The sequence below is a fragment of the Bradyrhizobium barranii subsp. barranii genome, assembly GCF_017565645.3.
GTDB classification, from domain to species: domain Bacteria; phylum Pseudomonadota; class Alphaproteobacteria; order Rhizobiales; family Xanthobacteraceae; genus Bradyrhizobium; species Bradyrhizobium barranii.
In genome coordinates, this window is the sequence record NZ_CP086136.1 from 3,532,582 (window position 1) to 3,558,772 (window position 26,191).

At 65.0% G+C, this 26,191-nt stretch carries 20 protein-coding genes and 1 pseudogene; 19 read left to right on the forward strand and 2 right to left on the reverse strand.

Annotated elements, in window-relative coordinates; translation table 11 throughout:
* Positions 1–2: 2 nt before the first annotated feature.
* A complete protein-coding gene (gene hpaH / locus J4G43_RS16900) occupies positions 3–809 on the reverse strand; it encodes a 2-oxo-hept-4-ene-1,7-dioate hydratase (protein ID WP_208085691.1) in 807 nt (268 codons plus the stop codon).
* A 111-nt stretch (positions 810–920) separates the two neighbouring features.
* Between hpaH and hpaR the strand changes: the two genes are divergently transcribed.
* The 8 genes and pseudogenes from hpaR to J4G43_RS16940 all read left to right on the forward strand — a co-directional run bounded on the left by hpaR (position 921) and on the right by J4G43_RS16940 (position 10,026).
* Positions 921–1,436 carry a homoprotocatechuate degradation operon regulator HpaR gene (hpaR, locus tag J4G43_RS16905; RefSeq protein WP_071915722.1) on the forward strand — a complete coding sequence of 172 codons (516 nt, stop codon included), beginning with the start codon at positions 921–923 and terminating at the stop codon, positions 1,434–1,436.
* A gap of 295 nt (positions 1,437–1,731) precedes the next feature.
* Positions 1,732–2,877 (forward strand): ABC transporter substrate-binding protein, encoded by a 1,146-nt coding sequence (locus J4G43_RS16910; protein WP_208085692.1) that lies wholly within the window; start codon positions 1,732–1,734, stop codon positions 2,875–2,877.
* A gap of 83 nt (positions 2,878–2,960) precedes the next feature.
* A complete protein-coding gene (locus J4G43_RS16915) occupies positions 2,961–3,833 on the forward strand; it encodes a branched-chain amino acid ABC transporter permease (protein WP_071915720.1) in 873 nt (290 codons plus the stop codon).
* Positions 3,830–5,607 (forward strand): annotated as a pseudogene (locus J4G43_RS16920) (branched-chain amino acid ABC transporter ATP-binding protein/permease). The gene J4G43_RS16915 and the pseudogene J4G43_RS16920 overlap by 4 nt, the downstream one beginning before the upstream one ends.
* Positions 5,607–6,335 (forward strand): ABC transporter ATP-binding protein, encoded by a 729-nt coding sequence (locus J4G43_RS16925; protein WP_071917611.1) that lies wholly within the window; start codon positions 5,607–5,609, stop codon positions 6,333–6,335. The pseudogene J4G43_RS16920 and the gene J4G43_RS16925 overlap by 1 nt, the downstream one beginning before the upstream one ends.
* A 17-nt stretch (positions 6,336–6,352) precedes the next feature.
* Entirely contained in the window at positions 6,353–7,438 is a 1,086-nt protein-coding gene (locus J4G43_RS16930) for a malate/lactate/ureidoglycolate dehydrogenase (protein ID WP_208085693.1), read from the forward strand.
* 128 nt (positions 7,439–7,566) lie between these two features.
* Entirely contained in the window at positions 7,567–8,343 is a 777-nt protein-coding gene (locus J4G43_RS16935; protein WP_208085694.1) for an HpcH/HpaI aldolase family protein, read from the forward strand.
* A 159-nt stretch (positions 8,344–8,502) separates the two neighbouring features.
* Positions 8,503–10,026 carry a UxaA family hydrolase gene (locus J4G43_RS16940; RefSeq protein ID WP_071915717.1) on the forward strand — a complete coding sequence of 508 codons (1,524 nt, stop codon included), beginning with the start codon at positions 8,503–8,505 and terminating at the stop codon, positions 10,024–10,026.
* A 13-nt stretch (positions 10,027–10,039) separates the two neighbouring features.
* Here J4G43_RS16940 and J4G43_RS16945 read toward each other — a convergent pair whose 3' ends face one another.
* Entirely contained in the window at positions 10,040–10,966 is a 927-nt protein-coding gene (locus J4G43_RS16945; protein ID WP_208085695.1) for a lipase family protein, read from the reverse strand.
* 263 nt (positions 10,967–11,229) lie between these two features.
* On the opposite strand from J4G43_RS16945, the gene J4G43_RS16950 reads away from it, so the two are divergent.
* The 11 genes from J4G43_RS16950 (at position 11,230) to J4G43_RS17000 (ending at position 26,042) form a co-directional block, all read left to right on the forward strand.
* Positions 11,230–14,499, forward strand: a complete 3,270-nt coding sequence (locus J4G43_RS16950; RefSeq protein ID WP_208085696.1) for a transglutaminase family protein — start codon at positions 11,230–11,232, stop codon at positions 14,497–14,499.
* Positions 14,500–14,526: 27 nt separating this feature from the next.
* Complete coding sequence (locus tag J4G43_RS16955; RefSeq protein WP_208085697.1) at positions 14,527–17,052, forward strand: circularly permuted type 2 ATP-grasp protein; 2,526 nt, start codon at positions 14,527–14,529, stop codon at positions 17,050–17,052.
* On the forward strand, positions 17,049–17,927 hold the full coding sequence (locus J4G43_RS16960) for a transglutaminase family protein (protein WP_208085698.1): 879 nt from the start codon (positions 17,049–17,051) through the stop codon (positions 17,925–17,927). Before J4G43_RS16955 ends, J4G43_RS16960 begins: the two co-directional genes overlap by 4 nt.
* Before the next feature lie 205 nt (positions 17,928–18,132).
* A complete protein-coding gene (locus J4G43_RS16965; RefSeq protein WP_063984654.1) occupies positions 18,133–18,960 on the forward strand; it encodes an HD domain-containing protein in 828 nt (275 codons plus the stop codon).
* 110 nt (positions 18,961–19,070) lie between these two features.
* Positions 19,071–19,961: an alpha/beta fold hydrolase gene (locus tag J4G43_RS16970; RefSeq protein ID WP_208085699.1), complete on the forward strand. Its 891-nt coding sequence runs from the start codon at positions 19,071–19,073 to the stop codon at positions 19,959–19,961.
* A gap of 126 nt (positions 19,962–20,087) precedes the next feature.
* The gene (gene folE / locus J4G43_RS16975; RefSeq protein ID WP_208085700.1) at positions 20,088–20,714 is read left to right on the forward strand and encodes a GTP cyclohydrolase I FolE; all 627 of its coding nucleotides are present in this window, start codon (positions 20,088–20,090) and stop codon (positions 20,712–20,714) included.
* 32 nt (positions 20,715–20,746) lie between these two features.
* Positions 20,747–22,270 carry an FAD-dependent oxidoreductase gene (locus J4G43_RS16980; protein ID WP_208085701.1) on the forward strand — a complete coding sequence of 508 codons (1,524 nt, stop codon included), beginning with the start codon at positions 20,747–20,749 and terminating at the stop codon, positions 22,268–22,270.
* Between the two features lie 128 nt (positions 22,271–22,398).
* On the forward strand, positions 22,399–22,974 hold the full coding sequence (locus J4G43_RS16985) for an HdeD family acid-resistance protein (RefSeq protein WP_208085702.1): 576 nt from the start codon (positions 22,399–22,401) through the stop codon (positions 22,972–22,974).
* A 92-nt stretch (positions 22,975–23,066) separates the two neighbouring features.
* On the forward strand, positions 23,067–23,291 hold the full coding sequence (locus tag J4G43_RS16990) for a LapA family protein (RefSeq protein ID WP_014496835.1): 225 nt from the start codon (positions 23,067–23,069) through the stop codon (positions 23,289–23,291).
* Positions 23,292–23,404: 113 nt separating this feature from the next.
* Positions 23,405–24,616, forward strand: coding sequence for an ABC transporter substrate-binding protein (locus J4G43_RS16995; protein ID WP_208085703.1), 1,212 nt, complete (start codon positions 23,405–23,407; stop codon positions 24,614–24,616).
* Positions 24,617–24,812: 196 nt separating this feature from the next.
* Positions 24,813–26,042, forward strand: coding sequence for an acyl-CoA dehydrogenase family protein (locus J4G43_RS17000; protein ID WP_208085704.1), 1,230 nt, complete (start codon positions 24,813–24,815; stop codon positions 26,040–26,042).
* Positions 26,043–26,191 lie beyond the last annotated feature (149 nt).

Below are 26,191 nucleotides of genomic sequence, written 5' to 3' on the forward strand. Positions count from 1 at the left end.
GTCTAAGCGAAGTAGCAGCTCACCGAGCCGTAGGCGCCATAATCGGCCTGAATTGTGTCGCCCTTGCGGGTCTCGATCGGACGGATGAAGGAGCCGGCGAGCACGATCTGCCCGGGCTCCAGCGCAAGGCCGAGCGGCGCGATCTTGTTGGCGAGCCAGGCCACGGAAGTGGCGGGATGATTGAGCACGCCGGCGGCAAGGCCCGTCTCTTCGAGCTGGCCGTTTTTGAAGCAGAGCGCGCCGATCCAGCGCAGGTCGGCGTCCAGCGGGCGGATCGGCCGTCCACCGAGCACGATGCCGGCATTCGCCGCGTTGTCGGCGATGGTGTCGTAGATTTTTCGCGTCGCTTTGGTGCTGGGGTCGACACGTTCGATGCGCGTGTCCAAGATCTCCAGCGCCGGCACCACGAAATCGGTGGCGTTGAGCACGTCGAACATCGTGCAGTCCGGCCCCGCGAGGCGCTTGCTCATGACGAAGGCAAGCTCGGCCTCGACACGCGTGGCGATGAAGCGCTCGGTCGGGACAAGGCCGCCATCGGCAAAGAACATTTCGTCGAGCAGCACGCCGGAATCCGGCTCGTCGATATTGAGCGCGCTCTGCATCGCCTTCGAAGTCAAGCCGATCTTGTGGCCTTTGACGGTGCGGCCCTCCGCGAGCTTGAGGTCGACCCAGGCCTTCTGAATCGCGTAGGCGTCAGCGATGGTAATGCCCGGAAAATCCTGCGAGAGCTGCCGGATCTGGGTGCGGGTCTTCTCCGCCTGGTGCAGACGGTTCGCGCAAGCTTGGATATCGTCGTTGGAAAGCGCCATCTGTGATCTTACAAATCGTGGTGCCCGGAGATACTTAACATGTTAAGTGAATGCGTCAAACACAATTTGGGTTTGCTGCACTGCAAACATTTTGCGGCTTGAAAGGGCGTCATGACGAAGAGACCGGCTGATCCCGCGAACGGAAGTGAGCCCGCCGCACGGCAGGTGCCGATGCGCGACTTTTCGCGTTCGCTGCCGATGTCGCTGCTCAGGGCACGTGAAGCGGTGATGCGGCAATTTCGTCCCAAGCTGCGCGAGCACGGCCTGACCGAGCAGCAATGGCGCATCCTCCGCGCATTGGCAGCCATCGAGGCCGCGGAGGTGACTGAGCTTGCGCGCACGGCATTTCTCCTCGGCCCGAGCCTGTCGCGCATCCTGCGCGATCTCGAGGCGCGCAATCTGATCGAGCGCAAGACCGCGAAGGCGGACCAGCGCCGCAGCATGGTCTCGATCTCGAAAGAGGGCGTGAAGCTGATGGCCGCGGTCGCCCCATCCTCGGAAGCGATCTACGCCGAGATCACGCAACGCTTCGGCGCGCGCAAGCTCGCCGAACTGCAGGAGATGCTCGGTCAGTTGGAATCGTGTCTCGCTTCCACGGGCGCGAGTGACGTCACGGATGAAACGTAACGGCAAATTTGCATGATCACTTTCCAACTACGCATGACTGTCATCATTGCATAATGCGTGGGCAGTGCGATCGCCGCGAAATGCGTGAAAATGCCGTGAGAAATCGCTGAGAATAGACAGCCGTCGCGGGTGTTGATCACTATTGGGTGCGCGCTGTGCGCAGTTAGTCGATGTTGGCGCAATATCAATTTACTCGTATCGGCAGAATTCGTAAGTAGCATCCGGTTCTGTATTCAGCGATAGAGCCAAGACCAAGAAGGGCCGACAAGGATGCCAGGCCCCCAGGGAGGAATGAATGAGACTGACGAGACGCGACTTCGCGGCCGGAATTGCTGCCGGCATTGCCGCGCCATACCTCATCAAGAGCGCGCATGCGCAAGGCGCCACCATCAAGATCGGCATGTGCGCGCCCGTCACCGGTCCCGCCGCTGAATCCGGCGGTTACGCCATCAAGGGCGCCAAGCTCGCGCTCGAAGCTGTGAACAAAGCCGGCGGTATCCTGGGAAAACAAGGCGAGTTGATCGTCGAGGACGACCAGACCACCAATCCCGGCATCGTGCTCGCTTTCTCCAAGCTCGCCGCGCAGTCCGACATCGTCGGGTTCCTCGGCTCGATCCGTTCGACCCAGGTGCACGCGATGGCGCCCGACGTGATCAAGCTTGGCAAGCCCGTGATGATCGGCGGCACCGATCCGAACCTCACCCACATGGGCAATCAGTGGCTGTTCCGCTGCCGCCCCAATGACAGCTATTCCGGTCGCGTCATCGCCGAATACGGCGTCAATACGCTCGGCAAGAAAAAGTGGGCCGTGCTGCACTCGACCGACGCTTTTGGCACCGCCGGCGGCAAGGCGTTGACCGCCGCGCTCGAAAAGCTCGGTGCCCCCTCGGTGCTCGACCAAGGCTACGCCAACCAGAGCCAGGACTTCACCCCGGTCGTGCTCGCGATCAAGCAGTCGGGTGCCGACATTCTCGGCTCATACTTCACCTTCGAGAACGATCTCGGCATCTTCGCCCGGCAGCTCCGTCAGCTCGGCGTGAACATTCCCTGGGTCGGCTCGCCCTCGATCGTCAACATCACCGCGCTGAAACTCGCGGGTCCCGCGCTGTACAATACATATGGCGTTGCCGATTATGCCGAGAATTCCAGCGAAGGCTCGAAGGCGTTCGGCAAGATCTACCGTGATGCGGTCAAGGTCGCGCCCGACAACCAGAGCTCCTGGACCTTCGACGCCATCAGCGTCTTGTCGGCGGCCATCAACAAGGCCGGCACGACCGATTCGGCCAAGGTCCGCGAAGCCATCCTCGCGATCAAGAAGTTCCCGGGTGCCGAGGGCGAATACAATTTCGACCAGAACGGCGATGGTCTCCACGGCTACAACATCGTGAAGAACGAGAAGGGCAACATCGTCTTCGACAAGCACATCGAGTTCAACGACTGACGTTGAAGCGGCCTCCCCGATTTCGATCGGGGAGGTCGAACCGTCTTTCGGCGAACGCATCCGACCTCCAACAGAAGCTTGTCATGGATCTCGCCCTACAACTCCTTTTTACCGGCATCGGTATCGGCGCCGTCTACGCGCTCGTCGCGCTCGGCTTCGTGCTGATCTTCCGTGCCACCAATGTGGTGAATTTTGCCCAGGGCGAATTCTCCATGGTCGCGGCCTATCTGATGGTCGTCGCGGTCGAAGCCGGTCTGCCCTATTGGGCGGCCTTCATCGTCGCGCTGCTCGGCATGGCGCTGCTCGGTGTCATCTTCAATCTCGGCGTCTATTATCCGCTGCGCCACCGCACCTATCTGCCTGTGATCATCGCCACCATCGGCGCCTCGATCCTGCTCGCCAATTCCGTGCTCGCGATCTACGGCCCGCAGCCGCAGGTGCTGGAAGGCTGGTTTGAGACGCCGGGCATTCAGGTCGGCCCGGTCTATCTCGACAGCCAGTATCTGCTGATCATCGGCGTCACCATCTGTCTCGTGATCTTCAATTTCTGGTTCTTCGAGAAGACGCTGCTCGGCAAGAAGCTGCAGGCGACCTCGCAGGACAAGGAAATGGCCTCGCTGCTCGGCATTTCCGTCTCCACCATGATCATGATCACTTTCATCTATTCGGCGGTGCTTGGCGGACTTGCCGGCATCCTCGTCGCGCCCGTGCTGTTCGTCTCGATCCAGATGGGCTCGACGATCGCGCTGAAGGCGTTCGCGGCCACCATCATCGGCGGCTTCGGCGACGTTGCCGGCGCCATCATCGGCGGTCTCGCGCTCGGCGTGATCGAGACCTTTGGTGCGGCCTATATCTCGGTGCCCTACAAGGACGGCTTCGCCTTCCTGGTGCTGGTCGCCTTCCTGATCTTCCGGCCGCAAGGCATCTTCGGCGAACGCGTGGCGGAAAAGGCATGAGCGCACCCAGCGACAACATGCCGATCCCGGCGCCCGCCATCCGTTCGAAACCGCTCGTGATCCGGCACCTGCCGTACTTCATCGGCGCGGCGATCCTGGTCGCGCTCGCGGCCAACATGCGCTTCGACGGATACGTCCATAACATCCTGCTGCAGGCCACCACGTTCTCGATCGCGGTGTTCGGCCTCTCGGTCGTGCTCGGCCTGTGCGGCCAGATCAATCTGGCGCAGGCGGCGTTCTTCGGGCTCGGCGCCTATGCGGTCGGCATGGGCACGACGGATCTGCAGCTCAGCTTCTGGCTGTGTCTCGTCGGCGGCTGCGTGATCTCGCTGCTCGCGGGCGCGTTCCTCGGCAGTCCACGCTGCGGCTCGGCGGCCATTATCTTGCGATGGTGACGATCTCGTTCCAGCAGATCGTCACGCTGGTGATGATCAACGCGATCTGGCTCACGCGCGGTCCCGACGGCGTCCCCAACATTAAGCGTCCCGACCTGTTCCAGTCGTCGCAGAGCTATCTCGCCTTCTGCGTGGCGATGCTCGCGATCGTCGGCTACCTGGTCTGGCATCTCTCCGACACCGAGCTCGGCCGCGCCATGCGCGCCGTGCGCGACAACGAGCTCGCGGCCGGCGTCAACGGCATCGACGTCTTCCGCACCAAGATCTACGCCTTCGCGCTCTGTGCGCTGCTCGGCGGACTCGCGGGCGGATTGTTCGCCGGCGGCTTCGCCTATGTCAGCCCCGATCAGTTCTCCTTTGCGGAATCGATCGTGTTCCTGACCATGTCGCTGCTCGGCGGCGTGGCCTCGCCGATCGGTTCTGCCATCGGCACGGGTCTCTTGATCCTGATCCCGGAATGGCTGCGCTTCCTCAAGAGCGTACCGGGCCTGTATCTCGCAATCTACGGCCTGTTCGTGATCCTGATCATCCGCTTCATGCCCGACGGCATCTGGGGCTTTGTTGCGGACGCCTTCACGCGCTGGCGCGCCAAGATCAAGGCGCCGCCGGCAGCGGCTGCCCTGCAATTGAAGCCGGCGACGATCGGCGGCGACACGGTGCTGGAAGTCACCGGCCTGTCGAAGCATTTCGGCGGTCTCAAGGCCGTCGACGGCGTCGACATCGCCGTGAAGCGCGGCGGCGTGCATGCGCTGATCGGTCCGAACGGCTCGGGCAAGACCACGACGCTCAACGTGCTCTCGGGTCTCTATGAAGCGACAGCCGGCAGGATCGTGCTCGACGGCACCGACATCACCCACATGCCGCCGCATCAGCGCACGGCTTCTGGTCTCGGCCGCACGTTCCAGAACATTCGCCTGTTCCGTTCGATGACGGCGCTGGAGAATGTCGAGATCGGCGCCGAGCGGCCCGGCAACACCATGGTCGGGAAGGGCGACGACGCCCTGACTGAGCGGGCGATGGAGGCGCTGACCTTCGTCGGCCTCGGCAGCCGCGCCAACGAGCTGATCTCGAGCTTCTCCTACGGCCATCAGCGGCTGATCGAGATCGCCCGTGCGCTCGCGTCGAACCCGACGCTGCTGCTGCTCGACGAGCCGGCGGCCGGCCTCAACTCGACCGAGAAGCTGGAGCTGCACGAGCTGCTCAAGCGCATCGCGGCGCAGGGCCTGACCATCCTGATCATCGATCACGACATGACGCTGGTCTCGGAAGCGGCCCAGCACATCACCGTGCTCAACTTCGGACGCCGTATCGCGGACGGCGAATCCCTGGCCGTGCTGCGTCATCCCGACGTCGTCTCCGCCTATCTCGGGAGCGAATGATGCCGTTGCTCGAAATCCGCAATCTGGTGGTGCGCTACGGCGAGATCGAAGCGCTGCGCGGGGTGACCTGCGCGGTGGAGCAGGGGCAGGTGGTGACGCTGCTCGGGGCCAACGGCGCCGGCAAGTCCACGACCTTGCGCGCCATCTCCGGCCTCGCCAAGCCGACCTCCGGCGACATCCTGTTCGACGGCAAGTCGATCGCAGGTCTTGGTCCGGAAGCGATCGTCCGCATGGGCATCTCGCACGTACCGGAAGGCCGCAGGGTATTCCCGGGTCTCACCGTGAAAGAGAACATCATGCTCGGCGCGTCCAATCGCCGGGCGCCGACCTCGGAGATCTCGCGGGAGGCGGACGCGATGTTCGACCTGTTCCCTGACATCCGGAAGTTCACCAACGCGCTCGGCTGGACGCTGTCCGGCGGCCAGTTGCAGATGGTCGCGGTTGCGCGCGGCTTGATGGCCAAGCCGCGGCTGTTGTTGCTCGACGAGCCCTCGCTTGGTCTTGCGCCCGTCATCGTGCAGGCCGTGTTCAAGATCATCTCGGAGATCCGGCGCAACACGACGGTGCTGCTCGTCGAGCAGAATGCGCGCATGGGCCTGTCGGTGGCCGATTACGGCTATGTGCTCGAAACCGGCCGCATCGTGCTGGGTGGCAAGCCCGACGCGCTCTGGGGCAACGAAGCGATCCGCGCCGCCTATCTCGGCGGCCATGCCAAGGTGAGTGCCTAAACGGGAGATATTTCGCGATGGTCACGATCCAGGTCCAGAACCTCATCGACTTCGTCGGCGAGGTGTTCGGCCACGCGGACTCCTCGCCGGAGGAAGCGAAGCGGATCGCGACCTATCTCACCACGGCCAATCTCACCGGCCATGACAGCCACGGCGTGATCCGCGTGCCCGTCTACATCCGCTGGCTGAAGACCGGCTTCGTGGTCCCGAACCAGACGGCGGAGGTCGTGGTCGACACGCCCTCGCTCGCGGTGGTCGACGGCAAGTTCGGCTACGGCCAGACCGTGACGCCGCAAGCGGTCCGGATCGGCATCGAGAAATGCAAGAAGGCGGGCCTAGCCGCTGTTGCGCTGCGCAATGCCGGCCATATCGGCCGCGTCGGCGATTGGGCCGAGATGGCCGCCGCCGAAGGGTTGGTCTCCGTGCATTTCGTCAATGCCGCCGGCTCGCTGCTGGTGGCGCCGTTCGGCGGCGTCGAGAAGCGGCTCTCCACCGCGCCTTACTGCGTCGGCATCCCGCGCGAGGGGCAGGATCCGATCGTGCTGGATTTTGCCACCTCGGTCGTCGCCGAAGGCAAGGTGCTGGTCGCAAGCCGCGGCGGCAAGAAGCTGCCGAAGGGCGCGCTGGTCGATGCCGACGGGACCCTGAGCGAGGACCCGACCGTGCTCTACGGGCCCTTCACGCCGGAAGGGCCGCGCGATCACACCAAGGGCACCGGCGCGATCCGCGCCTTCGGCGACCACAAAGGCTCGGGCCTCGCCTTCATGTGCGAGCTGCTCGGCGGCGCGCTGACCGGAACCGGGGCCACCTCGGGCGGCCGCCGCTTCGCCAACGGCATGCTGGCGTTCTATGTCGATCCGAAGGTGATCGATACCTCCCATGTGTTCGACGCAGAGGTATCGCGCTATACCGACTTCATCCGCGCCACCAAGCCGATGGCGGGAGTCGATCAGGTGCTGATTCCCGGCGATCCCGAGCGGAAAACCCGGGCCGAGCGCACCAAGAACGGCATCCCCTTGCCGGATGACACCTGGGCGGCAATAGTGAACACCGCCCGCGAGGTCGGCGTCAGCGAAGTCAGCATCCAGCGGGCGACCGCATAGGTCTTGCGTCATTGCGAGCGTAGCGCGGAGCCTCGGTTCGCGGTAACAGCAGAGCCGTGCTGTCGCGGCGCTCGTCATGGTGACGAAGGTCCAAACAACGGTCCAAGCAACAAAAGAAGGAAGGCAACGTGGCGAACAAGGTCAAGGAAATCTGGAAGTCGGGCAAGGCCGTGGTCAACGCGTGGCTCGCGATTCCCTCCGGCTTCTCGGCCGAGATGATCGCGCAATGCGGCTTCGACAGCGTCACCGTCGACATGCAGCACGGCGTGCAGGACTATCTCTCGATGGTGCAGTGCTTCCAGGCGATGGATAAGCATCCCGTGACCCCGATGGTCCGCGTGCCCTGGAACGAGCCCGGCATCATCGGCAAGGTGCTCGACGGCGGCGCCTATGGCGTGATCTGCCCGATGGTCAACACGGCGCAGGAGGCCAAGAACCTCGTGTCGTATTCCAAGTATCCGCCGCAGGGCGTCCGCTCCAACGGCCCGATCCGCGCCGGCATGTACGGCACCGCGGGCTCCTACCAGAAGACCGCGAATGCCGACACCATCCTGCTGCCGATGATGGAGACCAGGACGGCGGTCGAGAACATGGAAGCGATCCTCGACGTCGAGGGCATCGACGGCGTCTATATCGGCCCGTCCGACCTCGGCTTCTCCTACGGCCTCGAGCCCAAGCTCGACCGCAGCGAGCCCGAGATCCTCGCGATCTACGACAAGATCATCAAGGAATGCGCCAAGCGCGGTCTCAACCCGGGCATCCATTGCCGCGGCGCGGAAGGTGCGGCGCGTGCGATCAACATGGGCTTCAAGCTGGTGACGTTGTCCAACGAAGTCGGCCTGATGACGACCTACGCCAAGATGCAGGTCAACGCGACCCGCAAGGATTCGGCCGGGAAGGCCTGATCTCGTGTCCCGGACGCGATGCGGCGCATAGCGCCGCTTCGCAGAGCCGGGACCCAGTTGCTTGCGAAAGAAACGACACATGGGGCCCCGGCTCAGCAGCGCACCGTTTCACGCTGCGCTGCGTCCGGGGCACGATAGTTTTGATACAGGAGACCTGCCATGACCATCAGCCCCGTCATTCGCCTCCATCCCGATGATGGCGTGCTGATCGCGCGCGCGAGCCTGCCGCCGGGAACATTGGTTGCCGACGGCGTGACCACGGTCGAACGTATTCCCTCCGGCCACAAGGTCGCGATCAAGCCGATCGCAGTGGGCGAGCCGGTCAGGCGCTACGGCCAGATCATCGGCTTTGCGACGGTGCCGATCGCGCCGGGCCAGCACGTGCATACGCAGAACTGCGGCATGGGCGATTTTTCCAAGGACTATGCCTATTGCGCCGACGTCAAGCCGACGCCGAACTTCGACCTGCCGGCGACCTTCGAGGGCATCCGTCGCCCGGACGGCCGCGTCGCCACGCGCAACTATATCGGCATCCTCACCTCGGTGAATTGCAGCGCGCATGTCGCAAGCCTCGTCGCCGACGTCTTCAAGAAGAATCCGTTCACCGGCGATAATCCTCTCGCCGACTTTCCCAATGTCGACGGCGTGGTCGCGCTGACCCACAAGACCGGCTGCGGCATGACGCAGAACGAGCCGCTGGCGCTGCTCCGCCGCACGCTCGGCGGCTATGCGCGACATGTCAACTTCTCCCACGTCATCGTGCTTGGGCTGGGCTGCGAGGTGAACCAGATCGGCGGCCTGATGGAGGAGCAGAAGCTCGCCGGCCGCCTGCGCGCGATGGACATCCAGGAGGTCGGCGGCACCCGCAAGACGGTGGAAGCGGGTATTGCCTTCGTGCGTGAAGCTCTCGCAGACTCCAACAAGGTCAAGCGCGAATCCGTGCCCGTGAGCGAACTCACCGTGGCCCTGCAATGCGGCGGCTCGGACGGCTATTCCGGCGTATCCGCGAATCCGGCGCTTGGGGCCGCCAGCGATCTCATCGTCCGTCACGGCGGCACCGTGATCCTGTCCGAGACGCCGGAGACCTACGGCGCCGAGCATCTGCTCACGCGCCGCGCCGTCAGCCGCGAGGTCGGCGAGAAGCTGGTCGATCTCATGCGCTGGTGGGACGCGTATACCGAGCGCGAGGGCGCCGAGATGAACGCCAATCCGAGCCCCGGCAACAAGGCCGGCGGCCTCACCACCATTTTGGAGAAATCGCTCGGCGCGATGGCCAAGGCCGGCACCACCAATCTCGTCGACGTGCTGCGCTATGCCGAGCCCATCACCAAGAAGGGTTTCATCTTCATGGACACGCCCGGCTACGATCCGGTCGCGGCGACCGGCCAGGTCGCCGGCGGTGCCAATCTGGTCTGCTTCACCACCGGCCGCGGCAGCGTGTTCGGCTGCAAGCCGGCGCCCTCGATCAAGCTCGCCACCAACACGCCCATGTACAAGCGCATGGAAGAGGACATGGACGTCAATTGCGGCACCATCCTCGAAGGCGAGGAGAGCGTCGAGCAATGCGGCCAGCGCATCTTCGAGCTCATCCTGAAGACGGCGTCCGGACAGCCGACCAAGAGCGAGAGCTTCGATTTCGGCGGTGCCGAATTCGCGCCCTGGGTGCTCGGGGCGACGATGTGAGGCTACGCGGCAGTTACGGAATGGTGACCGACAACGCCCGGAAGTAGCTTGCCGGAACATGGTCGCGCACGAAGCCGGGCAGTACGTCGGATTGGTCGAGCGTCCGCGGGTCGATGTCGCTGAGTTCCTCGATGCTTGGGATCTTCAGGTGGAAATTGCCTCCGGTAAGAAGGGTACCAAGCCCGACTAGGTTGAAGCTGGGGTCGTTTCCCTCTTTCGACGCCGGCACCTGACCTGCGAAGGTCGAGCCAGACGCGCAACGCAGCATTCGGCCGACGTGGCGGAAGTTGCCTCGCAGGCTGGGTGGAACGGCCGGGACGATGTCGTTACCGTTGACGAGCCGGAACGTGCTTTCGCTGAGAGGCTCGTACGCTTCAAAGAAAGCCTGACCGCCGGTTCGCGGCCCGCCAAACGTGTAAATGGCGGTTGCCTGCAGGCCAACATCCAACGCCCGCAGTGCTGAGATATTTGCCAAGGCGCCGCCCATGCTGTGTCCAGTAAAGAAGAGCGGCTGTCCGGCGCCGCCACTCCTGATCGCGACTTCGATGTCTGATCGGACTGCATCGACGGCTTCGGCAAATCCCTTGTGAAGAACATTTTGACTTGGTGCGAGGGTGAAGTCGGTGATCCAATCCTTGATACTGAGCGGATCGGTGCCGGAGAGTGTGACGAAAGTCGCGCCGCGTCCGACGGCGACAATGAAGCGGGCTTTTGGCGGTACCAAACCTGTGGCGGGCGTGTCGGCACCGAAGCCGCGCATCTCTAGCCCGAGTGCCTTCAGGATATTGTCTACCTTGTCGCGGTCGTCGGTCTCGTAGACGAGCTGCGACAACCACATCATGGCTTGCGCGTTTCCCGGTGTGAAATCTGGAGTGACCGTGAAACCATCGAGCGCGTCGGCGCGATAGGAAGCCCGCGGGAATCTGACCAGAAAGCTCATCGGAAACATCTCCTCTTTCAGGCCGCGCCACGCGTCGATACGTTGCGCGGCAACCATTACGAACGGGAGAGTCCATCATGCGCAAAGCGGCGCGTCGGGCGTGGCTTGTGAAGGCAATGGTTCATTCGATCATAGGTAGATCACTTCGGCAAGTGTAACTCGCAGATCAGCCCGCGGCGTAGGCAACCCGTGCCCGTTGTTAGTGCTTGATCCCACCCGGAACCGGTGTTCTGCTCAAAAAAGCTGCTGGAGCACCGCACCCCGTGTCGATCTACGTCGCATTACACCACGTCACGCACTACAAATACGACCGCCCGATCGATCTTGGCCCGCAGACGATCCGGCTGCGGCCGGCGCCGCATACGCGCACGCCGGTCCTGAGCTATTCGCTCAAGGTCACTCCGGCCAATCATTTCGTGAACTGGCAGCAGGATCCGCAGGGCAATTGGCTGGCGCGCTACGTCTTTCCGGAGAAGACGACCGAGCTGAAATTCGAGGTCGACTTCACGGCGCAGATGACCGTGGTCAACCCGTTCGACTTCTTCGTCGAGCCTTATGCCGACAGCTTTCCGTTCGAATATTCGAAGGATCTGAAGACCGAGCTCGCGCCGTATCTCGAGACCATCAAGCCCGATCGCCTGTTCGCAAAATTTCTCGACGCGATCCCGCCTGAAGCCCCGAACACCGTCAACTTCCTGGTCGATCTCAATCGCGAGCTTCAAAAGCACGTCCGTTACATCATCCGCATGGAGCCCGGCGTGCAGACTCCGGAGGAGACGCTCTCCTCCGGTGCCGGATCGTGCCGCGACTCCGCCTGGCTCCTGATCCAGACCTTCCGTCATCTCGGTCTCGCGGCCCGTTTCGTCTCCGGTTATCTCATTCAGATACGCCCCGACATCGATCCGATCGAGGGACCGCCAGAGGTCGAGAACGATTTTACCGACCTGCATGCCTGGGCCGAAGTCTATTTGCCCGGCGCGGGCTGGATCGGCTTCGACGCGACCTCGGGTATGCTCGCGGGCGAGGGGCACATCCCGGTTGCGGCCACGCCGCATTATCGTTCGGCGGCGCCGATCTCCGGCGGCGCCGGCTTTGCCGAGGTCGAGTTCGAGTTCGACATGAGCGTGAAGCGCATCCGCGAGGCGCCGCGCATTACAAAGCCGTTCTCCGACGAATCCTGGACGCGGCTCAATGACCTCGGCGAGCAGGTCGACGGCGATCTCGCCGCGCAGGATGTCCGGCTGACCATGGGCGGCGAGCCGACCTTCGTCTCCGTCGACGATCTGGAAGCGGCGGAATGGAACACCGAGGCCGTCGGCCCGACCAAGCGCGCGCTCGCCGACGATCTGATCCGCCGCTTGCACACGCGCTTCGGGCCGGGTGGCCTGCTGCACTTCGGCGAGGGCAAATGGTATCCCGGTCAAAGCCTGCCGCGCTGGGCCTTTGGCCTGTACTGGCGCAAGGACGGCGTACCGATCTGGAAGAATGCCGATCTGATCGCCAGGATCGAGAATCCGCGGCGCGCCGAGGTCAAGGACGCCCAGGAATTCGTGGAGGGCGCGGCGGCGCGGCTCGGACTTGATCCCGGCTACATCATCCCAGCCTATGAGGACACCGCGTACTGGCTCCAGAAGGAAGCCGAGCTTCCCCTCAACGTCGATCCGTCCGACTCCAAATTATCCGATCCCGAAGCCCGCGCGCGGATGGCGCGCGTGTTCGACGAGGGCCTCAACACGCCGCGTGGCTTCGTGCTGCCGGTGCAACGCTGGAACGCGCCGCCGCGCTGGCGCAGCGAGCGCTGGCAACTCCGGCGCAATCATCTGTTCCTGATGCCGGGCGACTCCCCTCTCGGTCTGCGCCTGCCGATCGGCTCGCTCGGCTACGTTCCACCCGATCAATATCCCTACATCGTCGAACGCGACCCGATGGAGGCGCGCGGCAAGCTGCCGGTGTTCAGTCTTCCGGCGCGTCCGGAGGCGCCGCCGCGGGACGCGCCCGAGAAACTCAACACGTCGGTCCCGGTCCGCACCGCGATGTCGGTCGAAGTTCGCGACGGCGTGCTCTGCGCCTTCATGCCGCCGGTCGAGCGCATCGAGGATTATCTCGAGCTGGTCGCGGCGCTCGAAGCCACCGCCGAGGAGATGCAGCTCCAGGTCCATGTCGAGGGCTACCCGCCGCCGTTCGATCCGCGCGTCGAGGTCATCAAGGTGACGCCGGATCCCGGCGTCATCGAGATCAACATCCAGCCGGCCAGGAGCTGGCGCGATGCGGTCGACATCACCGTCGGGCTCTATGAGGACGCCGGCAAGACACGCCTCGGCGCCAACCGCTTCCTGGTCGACGGCCGTCACACCGGCACCGGTGGCGGCAACCACGTCGTGGTCGGCGGCTCCAGCCCGCAGGACTCGCCGTTCCTGCGCCGGCCTGATCTCTTGAAGAGCCTCGTGCTGTACTGGCAGCGGCATCCGTCACTGTCCTATTTCTTCTCCGGCCTGTTCATCGGCCCGACCAGCCAGGCTCCGCGTATCGACGAAGCCCGGCACGACAGCATCTACGAGCTCGAGATCGCGCTCTCGCATGTGCCTCCGCCGGGCTACCAGACGCCGCTGTGGCTGGTGGACCGGCTGTTCCGTCATCTGCTCGTCGACATCACCGGCAACACCCATCGCGCCGAAATCTGCATCGACAAGCTCTATTCGCCGGATGGCTCCACGGGCCGGCTCGGCCTCGTCGAATTCCGCGCGCTCGAAATGCCGCCCGATCCGCGCATGTCGCTGGCGCAGCAGTTGCTGATCCGCGCGCTGATCGCAAAATTCTGGCGCGAGCCGCAACAAGGCAAGTTCGTGCGCTGGGGCACTGCGCTGCATGATCGCTTCATGCTGCCTCACTTCATCTGGGAAGACTTTCTTGACGTGCTTTCTGAGTTGAAGCAGTCCGGCTATCCCTTTGAGCCAGAATGGTATCTGGCCCAGCTCGAATTCCGTTTCCCCGCCTTCGGCCGCGTCCATCATGGCGGCGTGACGCTGGAATTGCGTCAGGCGCTGGAGCCCTGGCACGTGCTGGGCGAGGAGGGCTCGGCCGGCGGCACGGTGCGCTACGTCGACAGTTCGGTCGAACGACTTCAAGTGAAAGCTGAGGGGTTTGTCGAGGGCCGCCACATCGTGACCTGCAACGGCCGCCGCCTGCCGATGACCTCGACCGGACGCTTCGGGGAGGCGGTCGCCGGCGTCCGCTTCAAGGCCTGGCAGCCGGCCTCCGGCCTGCACCCGACCATCCCGGTTCACGCGCCCCTGACCTTCGACCTGATCGACACCTGGAACGGGCGCTCGCTGGGCGGCTGCGTCTATCACGTCGCCCATCCCGGCGGCCGCAGCTACGACACCAAGCCGGTCAACACCTACGAGGCCGAGGCGCGGCGGCTGGCGCGCTTCCAGGACCACGGCCATACGCCGGGTCCGATGCAGCCCCCGCCCGAGGAACGCACAAATGAGTTTCCGCTGACCCTCGACTTGCGGACCCCGCTCCTGCAATGAGAATGATGGTGGGGCAGGGAGAGGCGCATGGGCGAGGGCGCAGCCGAACAGGACGACAAGACGGGTAAGGCGCGAGGTCAGCGCGAAGGCCAGCGCCGCCTCGCGCAATGGGTCCGCGACTATAGCCGCCTGCCCGGCATCCCCGACGAGTTCCTGGGGCCCGACGGCGCCCCCCGCGCGGTCTGGAGCCGCTTCTTCGACGCCTTCGGCGCGCTCGCGCCGGACGAGATCGAACGGCGGTTCGGCATGGCCGACCGCCATTTGCGCGAGGCCGGCGTCACCTACCGTGCGCCCGGCGACAGTGCCGACCGGCCATGGTCGATCAGCCATCTGCCGCTGCTGATCGACGAGGCCGACTGGAAGCAGCTGTCCGCCGGCATCACCCAGCGCGCCGAACTGCTCGAGCTCCTGCTGCGCGACATCTATGGCGAGGGGCGGCTGGTCGCGGAAGGCGCGCTGCCGGCCGCCGCGATCGCCGGCAGCCCCGAATATCTCCGCCCCGTCTGCGGCGTGCCGCCGCCGGGCGGGCGCTATCTCTCGCTCTATGCGGCCGATGTCGGCCGCGGGCCCGACGGGCGCTGGTGGGTGCTGGGCGACCGCACGCAGGCGCCCTCAGGCGCGGGCTATGCGCTAGAGAACCGCCTGGTGCTCTCGCGTGCCTTCTCCGACCTCTACAAGTCGATGAACGTGCCGCGCGTCGCGCCGTTCTTCGAGGCGTTTCGCGACAGCCTGCGCGCGCGCGCCGATCGCGACGAGCCGCGCATCGGCGTGCTCACGCCGGGCAGCTTCAGCGAGACCTATTTCGAGCACGCAACCCTGGCGCGCTATCTCGGCTTCCTGCTGGTCGAGGGCGACGATCTCGCCGTCAGCGACAACCGTATCCACATCCGCACAGTCGCCGGCCTGAAGCGGCTCGACGTGCTGCTGCGCCGGGTCGATTCCAACTCGCTCGATCCGCTCGAGCTCGATGCGTCCTCGCATCTCGGCGTGGCCGGCCTGATCGACGTGCTGCGCAAGGACGGCGTCGTCGTCGCCAACATGCCGGGCTCGGGCGTGCTGGAGGCGCGCGCGCTGCTCGGCTTCCTGCCGGCCCTGAGCCGCCGCCTGCTCGGGCAAGAACTCAAGATGCCGCATATCGCGACCTGGTGGTGCGGCCAGCGCAACGCGCGCGACGAGGTGTTGTCACGGCTCGACGAGGTTGCGATCGAGGGCGCCTATCGCCGCGGCGTTCCCGGCTTTGACAGCAACGGCCCGGTGCTCGCGAGCGAGCTCGACGCCGCCGGGCGCCAGCGTCTCGTCGACGCCATCAGCGCGCGCGGCATGGACTATGTCGGCCAGGAGATGGTGCGGCTTTCGACCATGCCGGTGTGGGAGCAGGGCCAGCTCACGCCGCGTCCCTTCGTGCTGCGCGTGTTCGCGGCCGCGACGGCCGACGGCTGGGCCATCATGCCCGGCGGCTTCTGCCGGATCGCCGAGCAGGCGGACGCGCGCGCGGTGTCGATGGGCGACGGCGCGCGCGCCGCCGACGTCTGGGTGGTCTCGGACAAGAAGGTCTCGATCGCGACGCTGCTGCCCGCGACCGACAAGGTGCGGATCCGCCGCATCGCCGGCGTGCTGCCGAGCCGTGCCGCGGACAATCTGTTCTGGCTCGGCCGCTATCTCGAACGCGCCGAGGCGACGTTGCGGCTGGTGCGCGCGCTGGGTTCGCCGAGCGGGCCCAACAAGGGCACCGCGGCCTCGCTGCAATCGGCCGACCGCATCCAGCGCCTGCTGGTGGCGTGGGGCGCGATCTCGCAGGCCTCGCGCACTGCGCCGGGGCGCATCGTCGCCGAAGCGCTGCAGAGCCCGGAGCGTTTCGGCTCGGCGCTGTCGCTGGTGCGCGCGGCGCAGCGCACGGCGACATCCCTGCGCGAGCGGCTGTCGCCCGACGCCTGGCAGGTCATCACCGAGATGGCCGATCGGCTGGCCTACGAGGTCGAGGACGACGACGATGTGCTGAGCGCGGCCGAGCTGACCTTGCAGGAGCTTGCGAGCCTTGCGGGACTGGCGCAGGAGAACATGAACCGCGCCGCCGGCTGGCGCTTCCTCGATATCGGCCGCCGCACCGAGCGCGCCATCAACACCACGCGCTTCGCGCGCCAGTTCGCCTATGACGAGGCCTGCGACGAGGATCTCGATATCCTGCTGACGCTGGTGGACTCCCAGATCACCTACCGCTCGCGCTATCTGCTGGCACCGATCCTGGCGCCGGTGCGTGATCTCGCCGTGCTCGACAGCTACAATCCGCGTTCGGTCGCATTCCAGGTGACGACGCTGAACGAGCACATCGCTTCGCTCCCGAGCCTGAAGGAGCACGGCCTGATCGAGCAGCCGCAGCGGCTCGCGGTGGCGGTGCAGTCCATGCTGGCCACCGCGGAAGCCGAGAAGCTCGAGGTCAAGACCCTGTTCTCGCTGGAACAGGACCTGCTCAGTCTCGCCGACGCGATCGGGCTGCACTACTTCCCGCACGGCCCCAATGCGAGCCGGCCGGAAAAGCTGACGGGGCTGGCGTGATCTACGACATCCGTCACGTCACGACTTACGAATACGAGAGTCCAGTCAGCTTTGCCCGCTGCACGCTGCGGCTCGAGCCGAAGAGCGGCGACGGTCAGGAGCTGATCTCGCACAGGGTCGAGATCCGGCCGCGCCCGTCCGAGCGCCACGTCCGCCGCGACTTCTTCGGCACGCTCACCGAGAGCGTGGTGATCGAAGCCGCGCACCGAAACTTGCGCATCGACTCGCGCTCGCGCGTGTCCGTCTCGCGCAAACCGCCGGCGCGCGATGCCGTCAGCCCGCCCTGGGAGAGCATCCGCGACATCGCGTTTGAAGCAACGAGCCTCGGGCCGTCCTCGCCGGTCGGCTACGTCTTTGCGAGCCCGCTGGTGCCGGTGCTGCACCCCGTCAGCGCCTATGCGGCCACGAGCTTTGCGCCCGGCGCAGGGATCCTCGCCGGCGCGACCGATCTCATGCATCGCATCCGTACCGAATTCCGCTACGATCCGAAGGCGACGGTGATCTCGACACCGCTTGGCGAGGTCTTCGACAAGCGCCACGGCGTTTGTCAGGACTTTGCCCATGTGATGATCGCAGGGCTGCGCGGGCTCGGCCTTCCGGCAGCCTATGTCAGCGGCTATCTCCGTACCATTCCGCCGCCGGGCCAGCCGCGCTTGCAGGGCGCCGATGCCACCCATGCCTGGGTGTCGCTGTGGTGCGGCGCGGAGCTTGGCTGGGTCGATTTCGATCCGACCAATGATTTGCTGGTCGCCAACGATCACATCGTGCTCGCGGTCGGGCGCGACTTTTCCGACGTCTCGCCGGTCGACGGCATCATTGTCGGCTCGCCGAAGCAGAAGCTCGGCGTCGCCGTGGACGTGCTGCTGGTGGAATAAAAGCGGTCTCGCCGGCTCGGCCAGGCTGTGTCGCGGCCCGACCGCAACCGTGATGTCGCAGGGCACAACAGCAACATATTTCCGTAAATTCGTCCCGGCGTTTGGTCACTTGGCCCAAGATGGGCTATGCTGGCCGTTGCGTTGAGGACACGAATGAGACGTCGGGAGCTGGCGTGGGACACCACCGACAAGCGGGGCTGCATCCATGATGACGTTACCGAGACTGGCGGCTGAATCCCTGGAGAAGTTGCTGGGCTCGTTCATGCGTCGCAGGTACGACGATTCCTATGCCAGGGTGGTGGAGGCCTCGACGCGCACTGCGATGGAATGCATCGGCAACAGCGACGCGCTCTATCACAATATCGAGCATACGATGCTGGTGACGCTGGCGGCCCAGGCGATCATGCTTGGCCGCAATCTGCACACGCACCTCGATGCCGAGGACTATATCCATATCCTGATCGCCTGCCTTGCGCACGACATCGGCTATGTTCGCGGGCTGTTTCCGGAGGACGACGAAGACGGTTTCGTGGTTGACGAGGCCGGCACCAAGGTGTCGCTGCCGCGCGGCGCGTCGGATGCCAGTCTGATGATGTATCACGTTGATCGTTCGATGCTTTTCGTGCGACGACGGCTGCCACCGATCCGCGGTATCGACAGTGAGCGCGTCGCCCGCGCCATCGAGGGCACCCGCTTCCCGGCCCGCGAAGGCCAGGAGTACGACGACGAAGCCTCGATCCTGCGCGCCGCCGACTTCATCGGCCAGCTCGGCGATCCCAACTATCTGCGCAAGGCCAACGCGCTCTATTACGAGTTCGAAGAGGTCGGCATCAACCGCCAGCTCGGCTACGACTCGCCCGCCGACATCGTGAACCGCTATCCACAATTCTACTGGAACAGCGTCGCACCGCACATCCAGACCGAGATCAGCTACCTCAACAAGACCGAGATCGGCCGGCAGTGGATCGCCAATCTCTACAGCAATGTGTTCCGCGCCGAACGCGAGATCTCGCTGTCAGGCCCGCAGAAATAGCCCCCGTAGCCCGCATGGAGCGAAGCGGAATGCGGGGACGCCTGCATCCGCGATCCCGGATTGCGCTGCGCTCCATCCAGGCTACCGCCTCTCAACTCCGTGAGTAAATCATGCAACAAAAAACCATCACCACGGAAATCCTCGACATCGCCTATCTCGAATACGGCGCACCGGATGGCTGGCCCTGCATCATGGGCCACGGCTTTCCCTATGATGTGAACGCCTATGCCGAGGCCGCGCCGCTGATCGCGGAAGCGGGCGCGCGGGTGCTTGTGCCCTGGCTGCGCGGCTACGGGCCGACGCGGTTCCGGTCCGCCGCGACGCTGCGCTCCGGCGAGCAGGCGGCGCTCGGCGCCGATCTGCTGGCCTTCATGGATGCGCTTCGCATCGAACGCGCGGTCCTCGGCGGTTACGATTGGGGCGGGCGCGCGGCCTGCGTGGTCTCGGTGCTGCATCCCGAGCGCGTGATCGCCCTCGTCTCCGGCAATTCCTACAACATCCAGAACATCGCGCGCGCGATGGAGCCGGCTTCGCCACCGGAGGAGGCGGCGCTCTGGTATCAATATCTGTTCCACAACGAGCGCGGCCGCCGCGCGCTGGAGCGCAACCGGCGCGGCTTTGCGCGCCAGCTCTGGGCGATGTGGTCGCCGAAATGGGGCTTCGACGACGCCACGTTCGAGACAAGTGCGGTGTCGTTCGACAATCCTGATTTCGTCGATGTCGTGATCCATTCCTACCGTCACCGCTATGGGCTGGTCCAAGGCGATCCCGCCTATGCCGCGATCGAGGCCAAGCTCGCCGCGCAGCCGCCGATCCGCGTCCCGACGATCGCGATCGACGGCGACAGCGACGGCGTCAATCCCGGCACCGCCCATCACGCGCCCAGGTTCGAAGGCGTGTTCGAACGGCGTATCTTCGCCGGAGCCGGCCACAACCTGCCGCAGGAGTGGCCTGCCGAATGGGCGCGCGCCGTGCTCGACGTGCGGAAAGCAGCCTCGTAAAGCCCGGCTTTCCCGCCCTGCCGCCCGGTCGCCCGATTTTTCGCGACTTCGGGAACCTTTTCCGATTGCAGCCGTCCAAGCTGAGGGGCCGCCAGATGTGCGCGGCTCATTGCAGGGAGGCTATTGATGAATTCACATGCGCGCAGGTTGGAGGGCGTCGCGGTGGCGCAGCTGCCGGGCGAACGGCCTGGCAGGGCCGAGGTCGAGCAGGCGGTCCGGACCATGATCCGCTGGGCGGGCGACGATCCCGCGCGCGACGGCTTGCACGACACGCCGGACCGGGTTGCGCGCGCCTTCGCAGAGTATTTTTCCGGCTATGCGCAGGATCCGACCGAAATCCTGCAAAAGACCTTTGAGGAGATCGAAGGCTATGACGAGATGATCGTCCTGCGCGGCGTTCGCTTCGAAAGCCATTGCGAGCACCACATGGCGCCGATCGTCGGCCGCGCCTGGGTGGCCTATATCCCGCAGGGTCGCGTCGTCGGCATCAGCAAGCTTGCGCGGGTGGTGGACATCTACGCAAAACGCCTCCAGATCCAGGAGAAGATGACCGCGCAGATCGCCAATACGATCAACGATGTGTTGAAGCCCGAAGGCGTCGGCGTCATCATCAAGGCGACGCATCACTGCATGACCACGCGTGGCGCGCACAAGCCCGGGACGGATCTCGTCACCAGCCGCATGCTGGGCGTGTTCCGTGACAACGCGCTGACGCGCCAGGAGCTGTTGGGGTTGGCCAATTCGACCGCGTGACCCGCGCGGGCCGAGCTGAAGGAGACGACACCATGACCGAGCACAAGACGCCGAGCGGGCCGGACCTCACCAGGGGCGTGTTGCTGACCGCGTTCGAGGACGGCAAGCTGCTCGGCCATGTCGGCGAGGAAGACGTCTTGCTGGTGCAAGCCGGCAGCGAAATCTTCGCGATCGAACCGTCTTGCAGCCACTACCACGGCCCGCTCGCCGAAGGGCTGGTCGTCGGCGACACGATCCGCTGCCCCTGGCATCACGCCTGCTTCTCCTTGCGCACCGGCGAGGCCACCCGCCCGCCGGCGCTGAACGCGCTGGCGGTCTGGGAGGTCGCGCGCGACCAGGACAGGATCTCGGTTCAGCGCAAGCGCGAGATGCCGCAGCCTGCAGCGTCACATCGCAGCGCGCCGACGCCGGAAAAATTCGTCATCGTCGGCGGCGGTGCGGCCGGCTTTGCGGCCGCCGAGACGCTTCGGCGCGAGGGCTTTGCCGGCGCCATCACCATGCTGAGCGATGACGGCGCGATGCCGGTCGACCGGCCGAACCTCTCCAAGGATTACCTCGCCGGCAGTGCACCCGAGGATTGGCTGCCGCTGCGGGGCGAGGACTATTATCAGGACGCGGGCATCGATCTCAGGCTCAACACGAACGTCGCAGCGATCGATCCGAAGGCGCGCATCATCACGCTCGGCAATGGCGACAAGCTGCCGTTCGACCGGCTGCTGCTTGCGACCGGCGCCGAGCCGGTCAAATTGCAGATTCCGGGCGCGGACCAGCCACAGGTGCACACCTTGCGGACCGTTGCCGACAGCCGTGCCATCATCAAGGCGGCGGGCAGCGCGAAGCGCGCGCTGGTGATCGGCGCCAGCTTCATTGGCCTCGAAGTCGCGGCCTCCTTGCGGGCGCGCAAGCTGGAGGTGCATGTGGTTGCGCCCGAGGAGCGGCCGATGCAGCGTGTGCTCAGCCCCGAGATGGGCGATTTCGTCCGCGCGCTGCATGAAGAGAGCGGCGTCCACTTTCACCTCGAGGACACCGTCGAAAAGCTCGACGGCAAACGCGCCACGCTGAAGGGCGGCAGCGTGATCGAGGCAGATCTGGTCGTGGTCGGGATCGGCGTCAGGCCGCGCCTTGCGCTCGCCGAGCAGGCGGGGCTCGCCATCGATCGTGGCGTCAGCGTGAACGAGTATCTCGAGACCAGCGCATCAGGCATCTTCGCGGCCGGCGACATCGCGCGCTGGCCCGATCCGCATTCGGGCCAGAACATCCGCGTCGAGCACTGGGTGGTGGCGGAGCGGCAGGGCCAGGCCGCGGCGCGCAACATGCTCGGCAGGCGCGAACGCTTCGACGCCGTGCCGTTCTTCTGGTCGCAGCACTACGACGTTCCGATCAACTATGTCGGCCATGCCGAGAGCTTCGACGACATCGCGATCGACGGCAGCATCGACGGCAGGGACTGCCTGCTGAAGTACCGCAAGGACGGCCGCGTGCTCGCGGTCGCTTCGATCTATCGCGATCTCGATAGTCTCAAGGCCGAGCTCGACATGGAGCGCTCGCGCGCGTGAGGCGCCCCGTCCGCTCTTGACTTAAGTCAATGGGGGCTCCCGGGGGGCTGCTCTACTGGCTGTTGTCCCGGCGCGGCTCGTGCTATCCTGAGATGTGCCTTGGGACTTCGCATGCAGGAGTAGCCGTCATGACAAGTGCTTCGGATACGTCTCCAAACTTGGGTCTTGGGTCCAGCATTGCTGCGCTGCACGCCAAGTGGGGCTGGATCGTCGCCCTCGGCGTCGTCTATCTCATCACCGGCTTCATCGCGCTCGGCAGCATGATGATGGTGACGGTGGCGAGCGTGCTCGTGGTTGGTGTGATGATGATCATCGCCGGGGTCACCGAGGTGATCGGCGCGTTCCAGATGAAGAGCTGGGGCAAGTTCCTGATCTGGGCCTTGCTCGGCGTGCTCTATATCGTCGCGGGCTTCCTGACCTTCGAGAACCCGTTGTTCGCCGCGGTGCTGCTCACCTTGTTCCTCGGCGCGTCGCTGCTGGCCTCGGGCGCCGTCAGGCTGTTTCTCGCCTTCAGCATGAAAAGGGAAAGCCCGTGGGTGTGGGTGGCGCTGTCTGCGGTCATCACCCTGCTGCTCGGGCTCTTGATCCTGGCGCGCTGGCCGGTGAACAGCGTCTACATTCTCGGCCTGTTCCTCGGCATCGACTTGATCATGGCAGGCGCCGGCTGGGTCAGTCTGGGCTTTAGCCTGCGGCGGCGCCATTAAGGCTTGATCCGGAGAAGGACCGCGGTCGCCCAAGAGCGCGATGACGGTTCATCCAGATTTCATCGCGCGTCGGGCGACGCTGAGGGATTGTCATGCGCTGGTTTCATCTCGCCGTGATCGTGTTTTTCGCCGCAGCGACCATCGTCTTCGCCGTGCAGAATCTCGACACGGTCACGATCTCCTTCTTCAAGATGAATCTCAGTCTGCCGCTCGCGCTCCAAACCCTCGTTGTCTATCTCGTTGGAGCCGCGACCGGCGGCAGCCTGTTCGCCCTGCTGCGGCGTTCATACGCAGGTTCCAAACGAGACGTCGAATGAACCAGCAACTCGACGCAAGACCATCTTGCGGAACTCCGCTGATCTGACGTGCTGGCAAAAAGCAGCACGCCGCGCGGTCGCCTCGCGTGGACGATCATCACCGGGGAGAAACCATGAGAGCCGCTTTGGTCCTGGCCGCAGCGCTGGCTGCCGCCTGCCTGTCCACGCCCGTCTCCGCGCAAAAGTCCTACGGTCCCGGCGTCAGTGACACCGAGATCAAGATCGGCAACACCATGCCCTATAGCGGTCCCGCATCGCCGCTGGGCATCACTGGCAGGGTGATCTCCGCCTATTTCGATGAGGTGAACGAGAAGGGCGGCGTCAACGGCCGCAAGCTCAATCTGTTGTCGCTCGACGACGCCTTCTCGCCGCCGAAGACCATGGAAGCCGCGCGACGTTTGGTCGAGGGCGACGGCGTCGCGTTCATCTTCGCGACCATGGGCACGGCGCCGAGCTCGGCGATCGCAAAATATCTCAACAGCAACAAGGTGCCGCAGCTGTTCCTGATCAGCTCGGCCTCGAAGTGGAACGATCCCGCCAACATGCCGTGGTCGATGGCGCTGCCCTGGGCGCCGAACTACACCAGCGAGGCCGCGATCGACGTCGCCTACGCCCGCGCCAAGAACCCGAACGCGCGTTTCGCGGTGCTCTATCAGAACGACGACGCCGGCAAGGAATATTTTCGCGGTGTCAAGGAGGCGCTTGGTGCCGACGCCGACAAGGCACTCGCGATGGCCTCGAGCTTCGAGGTCACCGATCCCACCGTCGATTCCCAGGTGTTGACGCTGGCCAACACCAAGGCCGATGTCTTCATGATCTATTCGGTGACGCCGCGCGCCTGCGCGCAGGCGATCCGCAAGGCCTATGAGGTCGGCTGGCAACCGACGCGCTTCCTCGCGAGCGGCTGCGCCAACAAGGCGACCGTCATGGTCCCTGCGGGCCTCGATGCCGGCAAGGGCGTGCTGTCGCTCGGCTCGCTCAAGCCGTTTGTCGAGCAGCCGAAGGACGACCCGTCGATGACGGCCTATATCGACTTCATGAAGAAGCGCCTGCCCAATGCCGACATCAACAACGTCGCCGGCCTCTACGGCTACACCGTCGCCGAGGCGTTGGTCGTCCTGCTCAAGCAGTGCAAGGACAATCTGACGCGAGAGAACATCATGGCGCAGGCGGCGAACCTCAAGAACGTGCCGCTGTCCCTTCTGTTGCCCGGCATCACGCTCAACACCACACCGCAGGATTTCCGCCCCATCAAGGACGGCTACATGCTCCAGTTCGACGGCAACGACTGGATCGTGGCGAGCGAGCTCTTGCGCGGGACGTGAGGGGACTGCGCGAGCGGCCGCAGAAACAGTGCACCCTTTCCCCTTGTGGGAGAGGGTGGATCGCCGCGAAGCGGCGAGCCGGGTGAGGGGTATCTCTCCGCGAGTCGTCTCTACATTTGAACTTGCGGATACAACCCCTCATCCGGCGCTTCGCGCCACCTTCTCCCACAAGGGGAGAAGGGAAGAGGAGACCACCATGGACTTTCAACACTCCGCCCGTTCGCTGGAGCTGCAGGAGCGCGTTCGCCAGTTCATGCTTGCGCATGTCGAGCCGGTCGAGGAGCTCTACTACGAGCAGGTCAAGCCGGAGGCCACACGCTACAAGACGCCGCAGGTCCTCCAGGATCTGAAGCGGCTGGCGCGGGAGCAGGGGCTCTGGAACCTGTTCCTGTCAGGCGAGCACGGCCAAGACCCTGACAACACTGGCCTGACCAATCTCGAATATGCGCCGGTGAAGGAGATCATGGGCCGCATCCTCTGGGCGCCCGAAATCTTCAACTGCTCCGCGCCCGATGTCGGCAACATGGAGGTGCTGGCCAATTACGGCACGCCGGCGCAGCAGGAGCGCTGGCTGAAGCCGCTGCTGGAGGGGCGCATCCGCTCCGGCTTCTCGATGACGGAGCCGCAGGTCGCCTCCAGCGATGCCACCAACATCCAGTGCGAGATCAAACGCGACGGCGGCGACTACGTTATCAACGGTCGCAAATGGTTCACGTCAGGCGCGATGAACGAGGATTGTGAGATCCTGATCGTGATGGGCAAGACCGCGCCCGACGATCCCGATCGCCATCGCCAGCAATCCATGATCCTGGTGCCGAAGGCGACGCCCGGCGTGCGCATCGTCCGCGACATGCTGACCTACGGCTACGACGACGCGCCGGTCGGCCATCCCGAAATCGTCTACGAGAATGTCCGTGTACCGGCCGAGAACATCCTGCTCGGCGAGGGCCGCGGCTTCGAGATCGCGCAGGGCCGGCTCGGCCCCGGCCGCATCCATCACTGCATGCGCTTGATCGGCTGCGCCCAGCGTGCGCTGGAATTGATGTGCCAGCGCTCGGTGTCGCGCACAGCCTTCGGCAAGCCGCTCGCAGACCAGGGTTCGGTGCGCGAGGACATCGCGCACTCCTTCTGCGAGATCGCGCAGGCGCGGCTGCTCACCTTGCAAGCTGCCGACAAGATGGACCGCGAAGGCAACAAGGCCGCGCGCGACCTGATCGCCGCCGCCAAGATCGTGGTGCCCAGCATGGCCGCCCGCGTCATCGACCGCGCCATCCAGATCCACGGCGCCGCCGGCGTCTCGCAGGACACCTTCCTCGCCCGCGCCTATGTCTATGCCCGCTTCATCCGCATCGGCGACGGCCCCGACCAGGTGCACCTTGCCGCGGTCGGCAAGGAGCTGATCAAGCGCGGCGGAGTGATGGGGTAGGGCCTGACCCTCTCCAGGGGCGCGTGCACCTTGATGCGGGATGAACGCTCATGACGGCGCGCAGGATGCCGCGCGCAACCCCCGGCGTCTCGCCATTCGACCTGACATTTAACCATGAAACGGCACTGTTTCAGGTCGTTGCGGCATTG

Bases quoted from the DNA above. Each gene is read 5' to 3' on its own strand.
- hpaH (WP_208085691.1), bottom strand. From the start codon at position 809: ATGGCGCTTTCCAACGACGATATCCAAGCTTGCGCGAACCGTCTGCAC.
- hpaR (WP_071915722.1), top strand. From the start codon at position 921: ATGACGAAGAGACCGGCTGATCCCGCGAACGGAAGTGAGCCCGCCGCA.
- J4G43_RS16910 (WP_208085692.1), top strand. From the start codon at position 1,732: ATGAGACTGACGAGACGCGACTTCGCGGCCGGAATTGCTGCCGGCATT.
- J4G43_RS16915 (WP_071915720.1), top strand. From the start codon at position 2,961: ATGGATCTCGCCCTACAACTCCTTTTTACCGGCATCGGTATCGGCGCC.
- J4G43_RS16925 (WP_071917611.1), top strand. From the start codon at position 5,607: ATGCCGTTGCTCGAAATCCGCAATCTGGTGGTGCGCTACGGCGAGATC.
- J4G43_RS16930 (WP_208085693.1), top strand. From the start codon at position 6,353: ATGGTCACGATCCAGGTCCAGAACCTCATCGACTTCGTCGGCGAGGTG.
- J4G43_RS16940 (WP_071915717.1), top strand. From the start codon at position 8,503: ATGACCATCAGCCCCGTCATTCGCCTCCATCCCGATGATGGCGTGCTG.
- J4G43_RS16945 (WP_208085695.1), bottom strand. From the start codon at position 10,966: ATGAGCTTTCTGGTCAGATTCCCGCGGGCTTCCTATCGCGCCGACGCG.
- J4G43_RS16955 (WP_208085697.1), top strand. From the start codon at position 14,527: ATGGGCGAGGGCGCAGCCGAACAGGACGACAAGACGGGTAAGGCGCGA.
- J4G43_RS16965 (WP_063984654.1), top strand. From the start codon at position 18,133: ATGATGACGTTACCGAGACTGGCGGCTGAATCCCTGGAGAAGTTGCTG.
- J4G43_RS16970 (WP_208085699.1), top strand. From the start codon at position 19,071: ATGCAACAAAAAACCATCACCACGGAAATCCTCGACATCGCCTATCTC.
- folE (WP_208085700.1), top strand. From the start codon at position 20,088: ATGAATTCACATGCGCGCAGGTTGGAGGGCGTCGCGGTGGCGCAGCTG.
- J4G43_RS16980 (WP_208085701.1), top strand. From the start codon at position 20,747: ATGACCGAGCACAAGACGCCGAGCGGGCCGGACCTCACCAGGGGCGTG.
- J4G43_RS16985 (WP_208085702.1), top strand. From the start codon at position 22,399: ATGACAAGTGCTTCGGATACGTCTCCAAACTTGGGTCTTGGGTCCAGC.
- J4G43_RS16990 (WP_014496835.1), top strand. From the start codon at position 23,067: ATGCGCTGGTTTCATCTCGCCGTGATCGTGTTTTTCGCCGCAGCGACC.
- J4G43_RS16995 (WP_208085703.1), top strand. From the start codon at position 23,405: ATGAGAGCCGCTTTGGTCCTGGCCGCAGCGCTGGCTGCCGCCTGCCTG.
- J4G43_RS17000 (WP_208085704.1), top strand. From the start codon at position 24,813: ATGGACTTTCAACACTCCGCCCGTTCGCTGGAGCTGCAGGAGCGCGTT.